Origin of the sequence: Ensifer sp. NM-2, assembly GCF_003024455.1 — a bacterium.
Lineage (GTDB): Bacteria > Pseudomonadota > Alphaproteobacteria > Rhizobiales > Rhizobiaceae > Ensifer > Ensifer canadensis.
Genome location: NZ_PVZR01000003.1, coordinates 66,875 through 83,491, shown reverse-complemented (window position 1 = coordinate 83,491; position 16,617 = coordinate 66,875). Strand labels below are relative to the sequence as shown.

Below are 16,617 nucleotides of genomic sequence, written 5' to 3'. Positions count from 1 at the left end.
CTTCAGGCCGCCACTTGCTGGCGTTCCAGCCAGCCGGCGAAAGCCAGCCTCTCGGCCTGTGTCATGTGCAGGCCGTGTTTCGTCCGCCGTTCCAGTAGGTCTTCAGCCGTCGACGCCCATTCGTTGTCGATCAGGAAGCGCGCCTCGCGCTCGCGAAACAGCGGGCTGAAGACAGCGCCGAGGTCTTCGAGCGATTTGGCATTGCCGATCAGATCGTGCGTGCGCGTGCCGTAGAGCCGCGCGTAATGCTTGGCGAGGTCGGCCGTCAGCCAGCGATAGCGCGCCTTGAGATCCCCAAGAAACTGCTCGAAATCGGCATTGGCCATGTCGCCACCCGGCAAATGCGCCTTGGCGGTCCAGGCCGCACCCATCTCAGGGAAGAACGGTTTCAGCCGCTCGAGCGCATGTTCCGACAGCTTGCGGAAGGTGGTGATCTTGCCGCCGAAGACGGAGAGAAGCGGCGCCTGGCCGTTGGCCGCATCGACCTCGAAGATATAGTCGCGCGTCACCGCCGACGGGTTTTCGGCATTGTCGTCATAGAGCGGACGCACGCCGGAGAAGGAGTGGACGATATCGTCTTCGGTCAGTTGCTGCTTGAAGTAGCGGTTCACCGATTTCAAGAGATAGGCGATCTCGTTGCCATCGGCGGATACGTCCTCGGGCCGCCCCTCATAGGGGATATCCGTCGTGCCGATCAGCGCCAGGTCGTTCTGGTAGGGGTTGATGAAGATCACCCGCTTGTCCGGGTTCTGCACCAGATAGGCCTGCCGCCCCTCCCAGAATTTCGGCACGACGATATGGCTGCCCTTGACCAGTCGCACACTGCGGCTGGAATTGAGCCCGGCGATCCGGCCGATGACATCGTTGACCCATGGCCCCGCTGTATTGACCACGCAGCGCGCCTTGACCTCGGATTTCACGCCGGTGCGCAGATCCGTCATCTCCACCTGCCAGAGGCCGTCGACGCGACGAATGGCGCTGCAGGCGGTTCGGGTCAAGACGCGCGCGCCCTTCTTCTGCGCATCGAGTGCATTGAGCACAACGAGCCGGGCGTCATCGACCCAACAGTCGGAATATTCGAAGGCCTTGCGATAGTCCCGCTTGATCGGCGCACCCTCAGGCGCAGTGCTGAGATCAAGGCTGCGGGTGCCTGGCAGACGCTTGCGGCCGCCGAGGTGGTCGTAGAGGAACAGTCCGAGCCGCACGAGCCAGGCGGGCCTGTCGGCCGGATTGTGCGGCAGCACGAACCGCATCGGCCAGATGATGTGCGGCGCGGATGAGAGCAGCACCTCGCGCTCGATCAACGCCTCGCGCACCAGCCGGAACTCGTAATATTCGAGATAGCGCAGCCCGCCATGCACCAGCTTGCCCGAGCGCGAGCTTGTGCCTTGCGCCAGATCGTCCTTCTCGCACAAGAGGACCGAGAGCCCTCGCCCGGCCGCATCGCGCGCGATCCCCGCACCGTTGACGCCGCCGCCGACGACAAAAAGATCATATATTCCGGTCTCGGAACCCACGTTCTTGCCTCCCGTCATCAGCACGGATTGACCGGCGGCAGGCCGGCGATGTAGCGGCGCACCTCTTCGGCAGCCATCTCGGCGGCGTAGGTGACGGTGCGAACAGAAGCGCCGGCGATATGCGGCGTCAGTGTCACGTTCGGAAGCTGGAGCAGTGGCCAGTCCTCCGGCACCGGTTCGACAGAGAAGGTCTCGAGCATGGCCGCCGACAGGTGGCCGCTCACAAGGTTCTCATAGAGCGCGTGGTAGTCGCAGAGCGGCCCGCGCGCCGTGTTGACGAAGATTGCACCGGGTTTCATGTTCGCGAAGGTCTCGGCATTCATCATGTTCCGGGTTTCCTCGGTGACGCGCGGGTGCAGCGTCACAAGGTCGGAGCGCGACAGGAGGTCGTCGAGCGCCACATGCTCGACGCCGGCGTTGAGATCGTCGGCGCTCAGCTGCACATAGGGGTCATGCACCAGAACCTTTGTGCCGAAGGCCCGCAGCAGCCGCACCACCTTGGTGCCGATGTTGCCGTAGCCGATGACGCCGACGGTCATTTCCGAAAGCTCACGGCCGGTGCGGTCGGCGCGGTAGAGGTCGCCGCGCCACTCGCCCTTGCGTAGCGCCTCGTGGCCGGTGCGGATCAACCGCGTCTCGGCGAGGATGGCGCCGAGCGTGAACTCGGCAACGGCGCTGGCATTGCGGCCGGGCGTATTGACGACGCTGATACCGGCGTCGCGTGCCGCCGACATGTCGATATTGACGGGCCCGCCACGCGAGACGGCAACGAGCTTCAGCCCGGGAAGCGACGTCAGCATGCCGCGCGAGAGCGGCGCAAGCTGCGTCACCAGGATTTCCGCGTCGCCGATGAATTCGACGATATCGTCCGCCTTCCCCAGATATTCCTTGAGACCGTCCATGCCTTCGACGGCGTAACCATGCTCCATCGGCACATCCGGCCAGGGCAGCTCGAGGGTGCGGATCTCATGGCCGTCGCCGCTTGCTTCGACGATCTTGTCGCGAAACACGTCCGGCAGCATGAACCGGTCGCCGATGATGGCTATCTTTTTCATTTCAGTTCTTCCTGTTGTGATCCCGAGGCAGCATCCTGGGAAAGTGCGTGCCACACGGGTCGAAGCGCGATGCGCGACTGCTGGTAGGAGGGGAAGAGGCCGTCGTAACGGCGCGCAAGCGCCGCGTCGGCGGGCTCGGCAGCGCGCTGATGCGGCGACACCCAGTCACGCACGCATTCTGCCATCGAGGGGTAGATACCGAGGGAGACGGCCGCGATCATGGCTGCTCCTGCCGCCCCCGCCTCCTCGCGCTCGCTGGTCTGGACACTGGCCCCGAGCGCACCACCAAGAATGCGCCGAAGCGAGGCGCTACGTGCGGCACCGCCGGTCAGCCGGATGCGGCCCGGAAGCGGCCCCATCTCGGCGTAGCAATCGCGCGCGGCCATGGCGAGCCCGTCGAACACCGCCTTCACCATGTCGCCGAAGCCGTGGGTGATCGAAAGCCCGACGAAGGAAGCGCGCGCCGAAGCGTCGACGAAGGGCCCGCGCTCGCCCGCATCCGAAATATAGGGCTGGAACAGGAGCGACGTATCCTTGGCCTCCGCCAACCAGCCGTCGACATGGGACAGAAGCTCGCCCTTGGTCTTTTCGACGCCCATGCCTTTCAAGAGGCCGCCGGCGACCGACAGGATCCAGTCGATGTTGAGCGTTGCCGCCATGTTCGACTGCATCTGCGCATAGGTGTCCGTGATCGGCATGCACATGGTGTAGCCGGTGAGATCACGGTTGAGCCGCACGTCGTCGGCGCTCGTGGCAAGGCGCATGTGCATGCCGGTCGAGCCGATGATCGAGCAGCCGGTGTCGGTGCCTGGATCGTAGAGCCCGGCGCCAAGTGCCGTGCAGACGACATCGACATAGCCGAGCACCACCGGTGTGCCCGTGGGAAGACCGGTGGCGCCGGCTGCCTCCGACGAAAGCAGGTGGTGCGACGTTGCCCCGTCGACGATCTCTGGCAGGAAATGCTTGAGCTTCTGAAGGCCGAGAAAACGGATGACGTCGTCGTTGTAGCTGCGGGTGCGGAAGTTGCCGAAGGTGAAGTTGGCTTCGGAGGGATCCGTGGCACGCATTTGCGTCAGCTTGAAGTAGAGCCAGTCCTTGCAGTGAAACGTGGTTGCAACACCGGACAGCATTTCCGGCGCGTTGTCGCTCATCCAGCGCAGCTGCGCGCCTTGCTGGCACGCGGCAAGCCCGGAGCCGGTGCTGGCGAAACGCTCGACATCGCCGCTGTCGCCACGTAGGCGCTCCACCGTGTCGCCAGCACGCGCGTCGAGCCAGAGCCAGCCTTTACCGATGGGATCGCCCGCTCTGTCGATCATCCAGGTGCCGTCGCCCTGCCCGGTCACCGCGACCGCCGCAACACGGCCAGCGAGGTTCTCGACCCTGGCCGAAAGCTCGGTCAAGGTGGTGACCGTGTCGGTCCAGGTGCGATTGAGGTCCTGCACGCTGCCGGTCCTGCCGACCGCCTCGTACGTGTTCGGCACCGATGCCATGGCAAGCTGCCGCCCACCAAGGTCGAAGGCCACCGACTTGATGACCGACGTTCCCGCATCGATGCCGATGAGGATGTCGCGCATCAGGCAAGCTCCACGCCGTGGCTGATCGCCTTGCCGCTGTCACCGTCGAACACATGCAGGCTCGACGGATCGAGGTGGATGCCGATCGGCTGGCCGACGGCAAGTTCGGTGCGGTCATGCTCGACCAGCACCATGGTGCCGCCGGCAAAGTCTGCCGCGATATGCGTCTGGTCACCGAGCCATTGGTTGACCGCCACACGTCCGGAAACTCCGTCGGCGCTGCGGCGCACCGCATATGGCCGGATCCCGAGCACCACCTTCTGCCGCTTCATCAGCGCGTCGCGCACGGCATGGGAGAAATCCGACGCCGGATATTCCAGCCGCACGCCGTCCCTGAGGCCGAAGGCGACCTTGGCGTCCGAACCGGTGACACTCGCCTCGAACACGTTCATCGGCGGCTCACCGACGAAGGTGCCGGTGAAGAGGTTCGCCGGACGCTCCTTGATCTTCTGCGGCGTATCGAACTGCTGCAGCACGCCGCCTTCCATCACCGCGATGCGATCGGCAAGGGCATTGGCTTCTGTCTGGTCGTGGGTGACGAGGATCGCCGTCAGTCCGCGTTCCTTGATGTAGTGCTTGATGCGGCCGCGCAGCACGGCGCGCAGCTGCGGCTCGAGCTGGCCCATCGGCTCGTCGAGCAGGTGCAGGTTGGCATCACGGATCAGCGCCCGCCCCAGCGAGGCGCGCTGCTGCTGGCCGCCGGAGATCGAGCTCGGATAACGCCCGAGAATATCCTCGATCTCGAGCAGCTTGGCGATACCAGCCACCTTCTCGTCGACGACGCTCTGCGACAGCTTGGACGCCTTGAGCGCAAAGGCGATGTTCTCGCGCACCGTCAGCGGCGGATAGAGCGAATAGCCCTCAAACGCCATGGCGACGTTGCGGCGCACCGGCGCAAACGTCTGGACTTCGCGTCCGCCAAGCGAGATCGTGCCGCGCGACACCGCCTCGAAACCGGCGATCATGCGCAGCGTCGAGGTCTTGCCGCAGCCGGACGAGCCAAGCAGCGCGATGATCTCGCCCTTCCGGACGTCCATGTTGAGCTTCTTGACGGCGTGGACGCCGTAATCGACCGGACCATAGAACTTATCGACGTCCCTGATCAAAAGAGCGGTGTCGTTCATGCCGCTTCTCCATTGCGCTTGGATGCGATGTCGGCGCGCGGCAGAAGCCGGCCGCTCGCCTTGTCGAAGAGGAAGGCGTGGGCACCGTTGACGGCGATATGGGCCGGTCCTGCCACCGGTCCAGGCGTTCCGGCCGGACGCGACACGAGGATTTCACGGCCGCGCGCGGTCATCGCCAGCGTCACGGTCTTCTCGTTGAGCGGCGTTTCCGCCTCCACCGTCACCGGGATGGCGCCCGGCGCCGATGCTTGGACAAAGACGATGCTTTCCGGGCGCAGACCGAGAACACAAGGTTTGCCCGAGACATCGCCGTCATAATCGGCAAGCCGCACCCGGACGTTGGAGAGTTCGACGAAGACACCGTCACCGCTCTTCTGCGGCGCCACGTCCAAAAGATTGATCGTCGGATCGCCGAAGAGCCGCGCGATCTCGATGTCGGCGGGTGCGTTGTAGATTTCCTGCGGCGTACCGATCTGGCGGATGCGCCCCTGCGACATCACCGCGATCCGGTCGCCGAGCGCCATCGCTTCCTTGTAGTCCTGGGTCACGTAGACGACGGTAGCACCTTCTGCTGCCAAAAGGCGCGGCAGTTCCAGCCGCATCTCGAAGCGGAGTTTCGCGTCGACATTGCGCAACGGGTCGTCGAGCAAAAGCAGCGGCGGCGAGCCGACCAGCGCGCGGGCCAATGCCGTGCGCTGCTTCTGGCCGTTGGAAAGCGCCTTCGGGTGATGGCTCAGTACATGGTCGATCTTCAGGAGCTTGGCGACCTTTTGCACGCCCGCGGTGATCGCATCCTTCGACGACCGCGTCGCCGTCAGCGGGCTGGCGATATTGTCGAAGGCGCTCATGTGGGGAAAGAGCGCGAAGTTCTGGAAGGCCATGCCGACACCGCGGTGTTCGGCATCGACATCGGTCATGTCCTCGCCGCCGATCAGCACCCTGCCCTCGTCGGGCTCGATGACGCCGGCGACAAGGCGCAGCAGCACCGTCTTGCCGGCGCCGGACGGGCCGAAGAGCACCAGGCGTTCGCCATTGGCGACATCGAGCGACAGGTCGTCGAGAACCGTCTGGCTCTTGTAGCGCTTGACGATGTTTTTTAGGTGAAGCGTCGTCATGTCTTACCCTTTCACCGCGCCAAGCGACAAACCTTCGACGAGGTAACGCTGGGCGTAGAGTGCGAGCGCGAGCGTCGGCGTGACCGAGAGAACGATGGCCGAGGCTATCTGCCCGTATTGGATGCCTGAGGATGTGACGAAGGCAAGTGCGCCCACGGTCACCGGCTGCTTGTCGGCGGAGGCCAGCACCAGCGCGAAGACGAAATTGTTCCAGGCGAAGATGAAGGCGAGCAGGCCGGCGGCAGCGATACCGGGACCGGCGAGCGGCAGGGCGATCTTGCGGAAGGTCGCAAACCAGGAATGGCCGGCGATGCGGTAGGCATATTCGACGTCGGCCGAGATATCCTCGAAGTAACCACGCACGATCCACAGGATCAGTGGCAGGCAGATCAGCTGGTAGACCCAGATCAGGCCGAAATAGGTGTTGGAAAGGCCGAGCCACTGGAAATATTGGGTCAGCGGCAGCAGCACCAGCAGCGGTGGCGCGAAGCGGAACGACAGCAGCGTGAACGCGATGTCTTCCGAACCCCTGAACTTGTGCCGGGCAAAGGCGTAGGCCGCGGGAACGCCGAGCACCAGCGCCACCGCAACGGAAGCGACCGACAGGAAGATCGAGTTGCCGAGGTTGCGCATGAAGGCGATGTCGAGCGTACCGGCGGCCGTCTGCAACTTGCCGGTGATCAGCGCCGCATAGTTGGATAGTGTCGGCGAGAACACGATCGATGGCGGAATGGTCAGGATCGTCTCGTTCGTCTGGAACGACATCAGGAAGATCCAGAAGATCGGGAACATGAAGAAGACAACGACGAGCGTCAGGGCGACAGCGCGCAGGACCCGTTCGATGGGAGACGTGGTTTCCATGTGAACCTCCTTACGCTTCGCCGCGGGCGCGTTCGCGCAGGCGCAGCCAGTTCTTGATGAAGACGTTGGAGAGCGTGTAGGTGATCGCCCACAGGATGATCAAAAGCGCTGCCGAACGGCCGACATTGGTCGACTGGAAGAAGTTGAGATAGGCCTCGACCTGAAAGACGGTCAGCGTGTTGCCGGGGCCGCCTTGCGTCATCGCATAGATGATGTCGAACTGCTGGATACTGTCGAGCAACCGGAACAGCGTCGCCGTCAGGATATAGGGCGTCAGCATCGGCAGGGTGATGCGGAAAAAGACGAAGCTTCGCGGCACGCCGTCAAGCGCCGCCGCCTCGAAAGGCTGGGTCGGCAGCGACCGAAGGCCGGCCAGAAGCAGGATCATGATGAAGGGCGTATAGACCCAGATATCGACGAGGATGACGGTCAGGAGTGCCGTGTCGGGCGAAGAGGCCCAGCGGAAGTCATGCAGGCCGATCAGGCTTGCGAGGTAGCTGAGGATGCCGAAACTCGGATTGGTCATCAGCTTCCACATCAAAGCGGCGAGCGCCGGCGCAATCATCAGCGGCAACAGCAGCATGATCGAGATGAAGTTGTTGATCGTTGAGCGGCGCTGCAGCAACAATGCGATGCCGAGACCGAGCAGCAGTTCCAGCGTCACGGTGATCCCGGCATAGAGCAGCGACACCTTCAGCGTGTTCCAGAAGGCCGGATCGGTGACGAAGTTCAGGTAGTTTTCGCCCCAGTTGAACTGACGCGCCCAGGGCTGGCTCAACCTATAACGCTGGAACGAATAGATAACCGCCGTGAAGAAGGGGATGAGAATGCCGATGCACACGAGCAGCGCCGGCAGGCTCAGCACATAGGGAAGCATCTTCCTGCTGATCCTGAAACCTGACGCCGGTTTGCGGAGTGTTGCTGTTGAAGCCATGTGGAGCTCCGTTCTCTAAAGTCTTGAAGAAAGCACGCGGCACGCGAGGTCGAGCCCCGCGCCAGTCCACCGGCATCTCAGGTTGGTTTGGGCGGCCTTAAGCCGATCTCGCGGGATGCCCGGCGCCGAATGCGCCGGGCATCGCTTGGGAGGCGTATCAGCCGAGACCAGCTTCCTTCAGCTGGCGATCGATGCTTTCGACGAGCTGGTCGAGACCTTCATCGACCGGTACCTGCTTGGCGACCATCTTCTGCAGCGTCGCCGCCCATTCGGTGGTGACGTCGAAGAACAGCGGCTGCGGCGTGAACTTGATCGAGGCGCCGGCGGCCGAAGCGTCGAACATTTCGACATAGCCCGGATACTTGCCGTTCAGCTTCTCGCGGAACATCTCGTCCTTCCAGATCGACTGGCGAACGGGATCGACGAAGTCCATCTTGGTGGCGCCGAACAGCGCGTGCTCCGGACCCGACGCCCACTGCAGGAAGTACCAGGTGGCGTCCTTGTCCTTGGAGAAATTGGACATGGCGAGCGACCAGATCCAGATGTTTGGCGTCGAGGCCGTGGCTTCCGGGTTGGCGGCAAAGGCGGCGTAGCCGAGCTTGCCGGCCATCTTGTTGTCGCCGCCGTTCATGAAGTAACCAAGGCAATCGGCGTCGAAGATCATCGCCGATGCGCCGGCACCGAGATCGGCGCCGACCTGATACCAGGTATAGGTCGACCAGTCCTTCGGGCCGCTTTCCTGGATCATCTGCACGAACTTGGTGTGATAGGCCTTGGACTCGGCCGTATTCATCGCTGCCGACAGCTTACCGTCGGCTGAAACGTTCAAGTCCTTCTGGTTGAAGTTGGCGTAACCGGACAGGAAGCCCGGATGGATCGTCGCCCAGGAGCGCGAACCTCTGACGCCGATGCCGTAGATGCCGCCGATGTCCTTCTGCAGCTTGGCCGCGACCGCGATCATGTCGTCGAGGTTCTTCGGCAGCTCGACGCCGGCCTTGTCGAACATCTCGCGGTTATAGGTGATGTTGTTCTGTTCGAACGCCCACGGAATGCACCATTGCTTGGCGTCTTCCGAACCGAGCGCCCCGCCCGGCTGACCGTTCCAGGCGCAGGAGTTCTTCACGCCGGCGAGGAAATCGTCCCAGTTGTAGTTCGGGTTGGTCTTGGTCGGATCCTTGATCCATTCGTTGAGGTCGGCGATCCAGCCGGCCGGACCATAGGTCCAGGTCATGTAGGCGCCGGTCATGAAGGCGTCGTATTCGGACGAGCCCGACGAAAGCGCTGCCGTCACCTTGTCGAAATAGACGTCCTCCGGGAACACGTCATAGGTGACTTCGATACCGGTCAGATCCTTGAAGGCCTGAAGGTTGGCAATCATCGCGTCAGCATAGGGATGCTTGTTCAGAAGCAGCTTCAACGACTTTCCGGAATGCGCCTTCCAGTCGAAATCGGCGGCCAGCGCCTGGGTCGACATCATGTTGAAGAGCGTGCCGGCCGAACCGGCCGCAATCCCGGCAGCGCCGAGACCCTTGAGCATGCCGCGACGATCTACCTCTCCGCGCAGAAACGCGCTGATGAGGTCTTTCTCCTTCTCGTACATAAGTCTTCTCCTCCGTTGCGGGTATGATTGCATCATGCGATCACCGGCTACCCGACCGGGATTCCTCCCCCGAGGCGTTAGAGCGACACCTCCTCGCCCTCGCCTCTCGACTTTGTCAGGCACTCCTCATTTTCCGTCGGCGGCCAGCGCCCGAGCGGTCTTTTCGTCGGTGATGAGGCCGCTCAGCAGGCCGCTGCCAAGCACGGCACGAATGGCAGGCGTCTTGATCTTGCCGCCGGCGACGGCCACCGTGCGCCGATCCTTCAGGTCGTCGCGGCTGAGCGTGAAGGTGCGGTTCGACAGCGTCGTCTCGATCGGGCGACCATCCTCGTCGAAGAAGTGGCCAAGCAACTCGCCCTTGCCCCCGCCCCTCTGAATTTCCTCGATCTCGCTCATCTCGATCATTCCGGTCGAAACCAGCGACGCCTCGCGCTCTGCCGTGCCGATGCCAACCAACAAGAGGTCGGCGGTCTTGGCGAGATCGAACACTTCGCGCACGCCGCGCTGGCTGAAGAGCACGTCGCGATCCTCGACGGTGTTGGCGAAGAACGGCACGGGCATGACATAGGCTTCCGCGCCGGTACGCTCGGCCAGCCGGTGGATCACGTCATGCGGGTTTGCCGAGAACTTGCGGGTGAGACCGCCGAGCAGCGAGACGAAACGGGTGTTATTGCTGGTGGTGCGCGGCAGATACTCGACACAAGCAGCAAGCGTGCGGCCATGACCGACGCCGACGAGCGCAGTTTCGCCGCGTTCGATCTCGCGCTTCAGGAACTGCGCGCCAGAAATGCCGAGCGCCTTCAGCGGCAGATCGTCGGCATCGAAGTCGGGAACGACCTCGCAGTAGTCAAGTCCGTAGCGCGCGGAAAGCTTCTGCTCCAGCTCGACGCATTCCGACACTTCGCCATCGATATAGACCTTCACCAGGCCTTCCTGGTTGGCCTTCATGATCAGGCGGTGGGCTTTCAGTGACGTCAGCCCCAGCCGCTTGGCAACCTCGGCCTGGGTCAGACCGCCGGCATAATGCAGCCACGCGGCGCGCGTCGCCATGCTGGTTTCGTCGTCGCGAAGGTTTGCACCACCGATGATCGCCATCGTCTCCACCCAGGTTCGTTATGTTGCAACGCATGATACCTTTTGCATTGCATGATATTTTTATCTCGTTGCTGAAAGAAATTTCATGCCGTGAAAAAAATGTCAAGCAAGTACGTGCGCGGTGCGTTCATGGTTTGTGGATCGCGGCGAATGACGAGGAGAAAGGACTGGCCGACGAGCGTGCAATGGGCCGAGAATCGATGGCGATGGGACTGCTGCCGCTGGCGGGCATAGGGAGGGCCGAGGGCGCATCGAGACGCCTCATCCCTGTGCCTGTCATAGGGATCCAGCCAACCCAAGGCCTTGGGCTGGAAGATCTTCTGACCTGACAGACGTCAGGTCGCTGGATTCCGGCACAAGGCCGGAATGAGGGAGAATGGGATGCGCCGCACCTCCAACACAGCCATTCTCAGCCGACGCTTCACACTTTGGCAGTTCTCTGGGAACGCCAAGGGTGCAAAAACCTCCTCATCCCTGTGCCTGTCACAGGGATCCAGCCAGCCCAAGGCCTTGGGCTGGAAGGTCTTTTGACCCGACAGACGTCAGGTCGCTGGATTCCGGCACAGGGCCGGAATGAGGGGCGACGGGGATACGCCGCCCGTCAAGCAAGGGCGCGCTCTTAGAATTTCGCCAACACGCCCCCCGAAAGACTGGTGTGGCGCTGAACCCTACTGGCCGAGATTGCGCAGGTAGAGGGAAAGAAGCTGCGTCTGAGAGGAGATGCCGAGCTTACGGTAGACGTTGCGGCGGTGGACCTTGACCGTGCCGGTCGAGATCCCAAGCTTCAGGCCGATCGATTCCGACGAATGACCCTGCAGCACGAGTTCGATGATCGAGGCTTCGCGCTCGGTCAGATTCAGGTGCTGCCAGACGCCGTCCGCGGGAGGGTGCGCCGACTTTCTCCGGCTGCGGCCGGTCTTTGCCAGCGCCGTGTCGAACCGGCGCCCGAGGTCGGCCCAGTGGTGGCGCACAAGGGCGGAGACCAGCGGCTCGACCTTCTTCAGCAACGCGAATTCCGCCGTGCTGAACGGGCCTGTCGCCTCGCGCCGCATCAGCGAAAGCACGACGGTGATCTGCTCGCTGATCGGCACGAAGAAGCCGACCTCCTCCGCCAGTCCCGTCTGCACGTAATAGGTCCGATAGTATTCGCTGGAGAAGAACCGGTCCGGCGCCCGCTCCCGCATGCGCCAGACACCCGGCTTGCCCTCGCAGGCCGCGTGGTAGAACGGATCAAGCAGATAGGGCCCGGCCTGGTAGAGGCTGACGAATAGAACATGGTCCTTGGCATTGAAGGTACTGTAGAGGTCGATCGGCCGTTCCTTGCCGCGATAGGCGAAAACCACGACATAATCGAAGGTCATCAGCGTCGACATCAATTGCCGATAGGCCGCACCCACAGCCTCGTCGTCCATGGTCGCACCGTCGACCATGGGCGCCAAGACCTGAAATAATCCCTCGAGATCGATGCCCAAACCGCTCTCCCGCCGATCCGGCCCTGTTCCGGGGTATACTCCTCCCACAAGCCAATTCGCGTTGAAATACCTCTCTCGGGGTATATACCGGCACCGGGCACTTTGACTAGGCTGCCTGTCAATGACGGTGGAGCGCGGGGGCATCAGAGCCTTGGCGGTATCCGACAACAACCGCAGGGAACAGACGTGACATCCGCTTCGACGAACGACATCGAATTCCGTTCGGTCGCCAAACGCTATGGCAGCGTGACCGCCGTTTCGGACATCAACTTCGCGGTGCCCCGGGGCGCCTTCATGGCGCTGCTCGGACCTTCCGGCTGCGGCAAGACCACCTGCCTGCCCATGATCGGCGGCTTCGAGCAGCCGAGCGAAGGCACCGTCTATATCAACGGCGAGGCGATGAACGGCGTTGCCGCCTATCGGCGCCCGGTCAACATGGTGTTCCAGCACTATGCGCTGTTCCCGCATCTCGACGTCGAGCAGAACGTCTCCTATGGCCTCAGGCAGATGCGGCCGCGCATCGCCAGTGCCGAGATTTCGCGCCGCGCCCAGGAGGCGCTGGAGATGGTCCGGCTCGGCGGCTTCGGCAAGCGCCGGATCCACGAAATGTCCGGCGGCCAGCAGCAGCGCGTCGCGCTCGCCCGCGCCATCGTCAACAAGCCGAGGGTGCTCCTGCTCGACGAGCCGCTGGCGGCACTCGACAAGAAGCTGCGTACCGCCATGCAGATCGAGCTGCAGACCCTGCAGCGCGAACTCGGCATCACCTTCGTGCTCGTCACCCACGACCAGGAGGAAGCGCTGTCGATGAGCGACTTCGTCTGCGTCATGAATGCCGGCCGCATCGTCCAGGTCGGGCCGCCGCAGGAAATCTACGATCGCCCTGCAAGCCTGTTCGTCGCCGATTTCGTCGGCAAGACCAACCGGATCGCTGCCACCGTCGACAATGGCGGCGCCTCCATCCTGTTTGCCAACGGCACGCGGTTTGCCGCCCCGGCCACCACGACACCGAGCGCCGGTGCTGCCATGGTCGCGTTGCGCCCCGAGGCGATCAGCCTGAAACGCAATGGTGCTGCCGCCACTGCCGCCCTCACCGGCACCGTCACGCACCGCATCTTCCTGGGATCATCGGTCGAATACTCCATCGATGTCGATGGCCTCGGCGATTTCCTCGTCACCGCCGACCGCCGGGCGCTCGGCGACAGCGATCTCGTCGAGCCCGGCGACAAGGTCGGCCTCGCCTTCGATCCGAATGCGCTTCACGTCTTTCCGGCCTGAAATGTGTTTCCGGCCCGACCCGGCCGCCCCCTGAGCCTTGCATGAACGTCAACGATAAAGGGAACAGCGTCATGACCAAATGGTACAGAGAAAATGCCCCGATCACCGCCGAGCAATTGGCCGACGAGCTGATGCGCCTGAAGCGCGGCTCGGTCACCCGCCGCCACTTCCTCGGCGTCACCGGCCTTGGCCTTGCAACGGCGGTTCTGGCGCGCCAGCCGGGCCTCTTCAATTCGACGGCCTTTGCCGGCGATCTCGGCACGCAGATGTCGATCGCCACCTGGCCTAATTATCATGATCCTGCCACCTTCGAGGCGTTCCAGACGGCAACCGGCGTTGCCGTCGAGGTCAACGTCTTCGGCTCGAACGAGGAAATGCTCGCCAAGCTCCAGGCCGGCGGCACCGGCTGGGACCTGTTCGTGCCCACCAACTACACCATCTCCACCTATGTGAAGCTCGGCCTGATCGACGAACTCGATCTCTCCAAGCTGCCGAACTACGACGCCTCGACCGAGACCGCGCGCTTCACCAACGAGGGTGTCGTCGACGGCAAGACCTATGCCGTGCCGAAGAACTGGGGCACCACGGGCATCGCGCTCAACTCCAGCAAGATCAAGACACCGGTGACCAGCTGGAAGGACTTCTTCGAGATCGCCATGACCGAGGCCGACGGCCGCGCCATGGTCCACGACTACCAGCTGACCACCATCGGCAATGCGCTCGTCTCGCTCGGCTATTCCTTCAATTCGACCAAGCCGGAAGGGCTCGCCAAGGCCGAGGAACTGCTGATCAAGGTCAAGCCGCACCTCTACGCCATCAACAGCGACTACCAGCCGTCGATGCGCGCCACCGACGCCTGGATGACGATGTGCTGGACCAATGACGGCGCGCAGCTCAACCGCGACATGCCGGAAATCCAGTTCGTGCTCGGCAAGGACGGCGGCGAAATCTGGTCGGACTTCTACGCCATCCCGAAGAGTGCGGCCAACAAGGCGGCCGGTTATGCGCTGCTCAACTACCTGATGGCACCGGAAAACGCCGTCAAGGAACATATCGCCAATGGCGCGCCGACCACCGACAGCCGCGTGATGAAGCTGCTGCCGGCCGACGTCACCGGCAACAAGATCGTCTATCCCGACGAGGCCTCGCTGACGCCGCTCGAATTCGGCGCCGCGGTAACCTTGACCGATCCGGGCCGCGCCGAGCTGATGGCGCGGTTCAAGTCAGCCTGATTGAAACTTTGACGTGACCGCCCCTCATCCTCGCGGTGAGGGGCCGAAATGCCAATGAAACTTGACGGATCAACTCACATGCCCGCGGCAACGAACACGAAGAGAAACCTGGTGACGGCAGCGCTGGTGGCGCCGGCGGCGGCATGGCTGATGATCTTTCTGGTCCTGCCGTTCATCGCCATGCTGGTCTTCGCCTTCGGCGAGCGCGCGCCCGAAGGCGGCTATCAGGCGGCGTTCACCTTCGCCCAGTTCGCCAGGCTCCCGACCCGGGCGGCCGCCTTCTGGAACACGATGGTGCTGGCGCCGGTCGGTGCGCTGCTCTGCCTGCTGGTCGCCTACCCCGTCGCCTATTATCTCGCCGTCAAGGCGGACCCGCGGTACCGCCTTATCCTCGTGTCGCTGGTGGTCGTACCCTTCTGGACGAGCCTGCTCGTTCGCACCTATGCCTGGATGTATATCCTCGGCTCGCGCGGCATTCCGAACCTGCTGTCGATGATCGGCCTTGAGGATGTGCGCCTGCTCAATACGCCGGGCGCCGTGCTGCTCGGCATCGTCTATGGCTACCTGCCGCTGATGATCATGCCGATCTATGTCAGCCTCGAAAAGCTCGATCGCCGGCTGCTCGAAGCCTCCGCCGATCTCGGCGCGAGACCCGTCTCGACCTTCTTCGGCGTCACCCTGCCGCTGTCACTGCCGGGCGTGATGACGGGCGTGGCGCTCGTCACCATCCTGCTGCTCGGCGAATACCTGATCCCGCAGCTTCTCGGTGGCGGCAAGGTGTTCTTCATCGGCAACGCGCTGGTCGATCTCTTCCTGCAATCTCGAAACTGGCCTTTCGGCTCGGCGATCGCCGTGACGCTGGTGGCCGTGGTCGTGGTCATCCTGATGGTGGCGATGCGCATCGCCTTCAGGGTCGCCGGCACAAGACAGGTGGATCTCGTCTGATGCGCGCCTTCATCTCCTCGGTCTATATCTTCCTCTACGCGCCGATCGCGCTGGTCGTCCTGTTTTCGTTCAATGCCGGCCGCAGCGCCAGCGAGTTCACCGGCTTTTCGACCGCATGGTACGGCAAGGCGCTCGGCAATACCTTCCTGGTCTCGGCGCTGCAGAACAGCCTGATGATCGCCTTTACCAGCGCCACCCTTGCCGCCATCTTCGGCACCATGGCCGCACTCGGCATGGAGCGGCTGGCGCCGCGCAACCGGGCGATCTTCGACGCGCTCTTTGCCGCGGCCATCGTCGTGCCCGGCGTCGTCATCGGCATCGCCACGCTTGTGGCGCTCGTCGCCGTCTTTTCCTTCGTCAATCCGGCGCTATCCGCCATCTGGCCGGGCGACCAGCCGCCACAGCTCGGGCTCGGCTATGGCTCGATCATCGCCGCGCACGGGCTGTTCTCGATGGCGCTCGTTACCATGATCGTGAAAGCTCGCATCGCCAGCCTCGGGCGCGATATCGTCGAGGCATCGAGCGATCTCTATGCGACGCCGCTCACCACCTTCCGCCTGATCGTGCTACCGCAGATCCTGCCGTCGATCCTGGCGGGTTTCCTGCTCGCCTTCACCTTCTCCTTCGACGATTTCATCATCGCCTTCTTCGTCGCCGGTTCGAAGACGACGCTGCCGATCTACGTCTTCGCTTCGATCCGCCGCGGCGTGACGCCGGAAATCAACGCGATCGCGACGCTGGTGCTCGTCGCCTCGCTGCTCCTGATCCTGACCGCCCGCATCCTGATGCGGGACAAAAAACCGAAATCCGGGGAGTGA

15 protein-coding genes are annotated in these 16,617 nt (G+C 63.2%); 5 read left to right on the top strand and 10 right to left on the bottom strand.

Annotation, left to right across the window (positions count from 1 at the left end):
• Positions 1 to 2: 2 nt before the first annotated feature.
• The 9 genes from C6558_RS07730 to C6558_RS07690 form a co-directional block, all read right to left on the bottom strand.
• Positions 3 to 1,535: a glycerol-3-phosphate dehydrogenase gene (locus tag C6558_RS07730; RefSeq protein ID WP_038576262.1), complete on the bottom strand. Its 1,533-nt coding sequence runs from the start codon at positions 1,533 to 1,535 to the stop codon at positions 3 to 5.
• Positions 1,535 to 2,572: a 2-hydroxyacid dehydrogenase gene (locus C6558_RS07725; protein WP_025427785.1), complete on the bottom strand. Its 1,038-nt coding sequence runs from the start codon at positions 2,570 to 2,572 to the stop codon at positions 1,535 to 1,537. Before C6558_RS07725 ends, C6558_RS07730 begins: the two co-directional genes overlap by 1 nt.
• Positions 2,569 to 4,146, bottom strand: a complete 1,578-nt coding sequence (locus tag C6558_RS07720; RefSeq protein WP_084814683.1) for an FGGY-family carbohydrate kinase — start codon at positions 4,144 to 4,146, stop codon at positions 2,569 to 2,571. The genes C6558_RS07725 and C6558_RS07720 overlap by 4 nt, the downstream gene beginning before the upstream one ends.
• A complete protein-coding gene (locus C6558_RS07715) occupies positions 4,146 to 5,270 on the bottom strand; it encodes an ABC transporter ATP-binding protein (RefSeq protein WP_057211106.1) in 1,125 nt (374 codons plus the stop codon). The genes C6558_RS07720 and C6558_RS07715 overlap by 1 nt, the downstream gene beginning before the upstream one ends.
• Positions 5,267 to 6,385, bottom strand: coding sequence for an ABC transporter ATP-binding protein (locus C6558_RS07710; protein WP_057211104.1), 1,119 nt, complete (start codon positions 6,383 to 6,385; stop codon positions 5,267 to 5,269). The genes C6558_RS07715 and C6558_RS07710 overlap by 4 nt, the downstream gene beginning before the upstream one ends.
• 3 nt (positions 6,386 to 6,388) lie before the next feature.
• Complete coding sequence (locus C6558_RS07705) at positions 6,389 to 7,246, bottom strand: carbohydrate ABC transporter permease (RefSeq protein WP_025427789.1); 858 nt, start codon at positions 7,244 to 7,246, stop codon at positions 6,389 to 6,391.
• A 10-nt stretch (positions 7,247 to 7,256) separates the two neighbouring features.
• Complete coding sequence (locus C6558_RS07700) at positions 7,257 to 8,180, bottom strand: carbohydrate ABC transporter permease (RefSeq protein WP_025427790.1); 924 nt, start codon at positions 8,178 to 8,180, stop codon at positions 7,257 to 7,259.
• Positions 8,181 to 8,337: 157 nt separating this feature from the next.
• Complete coding sequence (locus C6558_RS07695) at positions 8,338 to 9,780, bottom strand: extracellular solute-binding protein (protein WP_025427791.1); 1,443 nt, start codon at positions 9,778 to 9,780, stop codon at positions 8,338 to 8,340.
• Between the two features lie 126 nt (positions 9,781 to 9,906).
• Positions 9,907 to 10,875: a sugar-binding transcriptional regulator gene (locus tag C6558_RS07690; RefSeq protein WP_025427792.1), complete on the bottom strand. Its 969-nt coding sequence runs from the start codon at positions 10,873 to 10,875 to the stop codon at positions 9,907 to 9,909.
• A 32-nt stretch (positions 10,876 to 10,907) separates the two neighbouring features.
• On the opposite strand from C6558_RS07690, the gene C6558_RS39610 reads away from it, so the two are divergent.
• Positions 10,908 to 11,204, top strand: a complete 297-nt coding sequence (locus C6558_RS39610) for a hypothetical protein (protein WP_128090449.1) — start codon at positions 10,908 to 10,910, stop codon at positions 11,202 to 11,204.
• Positions 11,205 to 11,543: 339 nt separating this feature from the next.
• Here C6558_RS39610 and C6558_RS07680 read toward each other — a convergent pair whose 3' ends face one another.
• A complete protein-coding gene (locus C6558_RS07680; RefSeq protein WP_025427794.1) occupies positions 11,544 to 12,347 on the bottom strand; it encodes a LuxR C-terminal-related transcriptional regulator in 804 nt (267 codons plus the stop codon).
• 186 nt (positions 12,348 to 12,533) lie between these two features.
• Here C6558_RS07680 and C6558_RS07675 point away from each other — a divergent pair, with 186 nt between their 5' ends.
• The 4 genes from C6558_RS07675 (at position 12,534) to C6558_RS07660 (ending at position 16,617) form a co-directional block, all read left to right on the top strand.
• The gene (locus C6558_RS07675) at positions 12,534 to 13,622 is read left to right on the top strand and encodes an ABC transporter ATP-binding protein (protein ID WP_084814685.1); all 1,089 of its coding nucleotides are present in this window, start codon (positions 12,534 to 12,536) and stop codon (positions 13,620 to 13,622) included.
• Positions 13,623 to 13,693: 71 nt separating this feature from the next.
• Positions 13,694 to 14,854, top strand: a complete 1,161-nt coding sequence (locus tag C6558_RS07670) for a spermidine/putrescine ABC transporter substrate-binding protein (RefSeq protein WP_057211169.1) — start codon at positions 13,694 to 13,696, stop codon at positions 14,852 to 14,854.
• A gap of 78 nt (positions 14,855 to 14,932) precedes the next feature.
• On the top strand, positions 14,933 to 15,799 hold the full coding sequence (locus tag C6558_RS07665; RefSeq protein WP_025427797.1) for an ABC transporter permease: 867 nt from the start codon (positions 14,933 to 14,935) through the stop codon (positions 15,797 to 15,799).
• Positions 15,799 to 16,617, top strand: coding sequence for an ABC transporter permease (locus C6558_RS07660; RefSeq protein ID WP_025427798.1), 819 nt, complete (start codon positions 15,799 to 15,801; stop codon positions 16,615 to 16,617). The genes C6558_RS07665 and C6558_RS07660 overlap by 1 nt, the downstream gene beginning before the upstream one ends.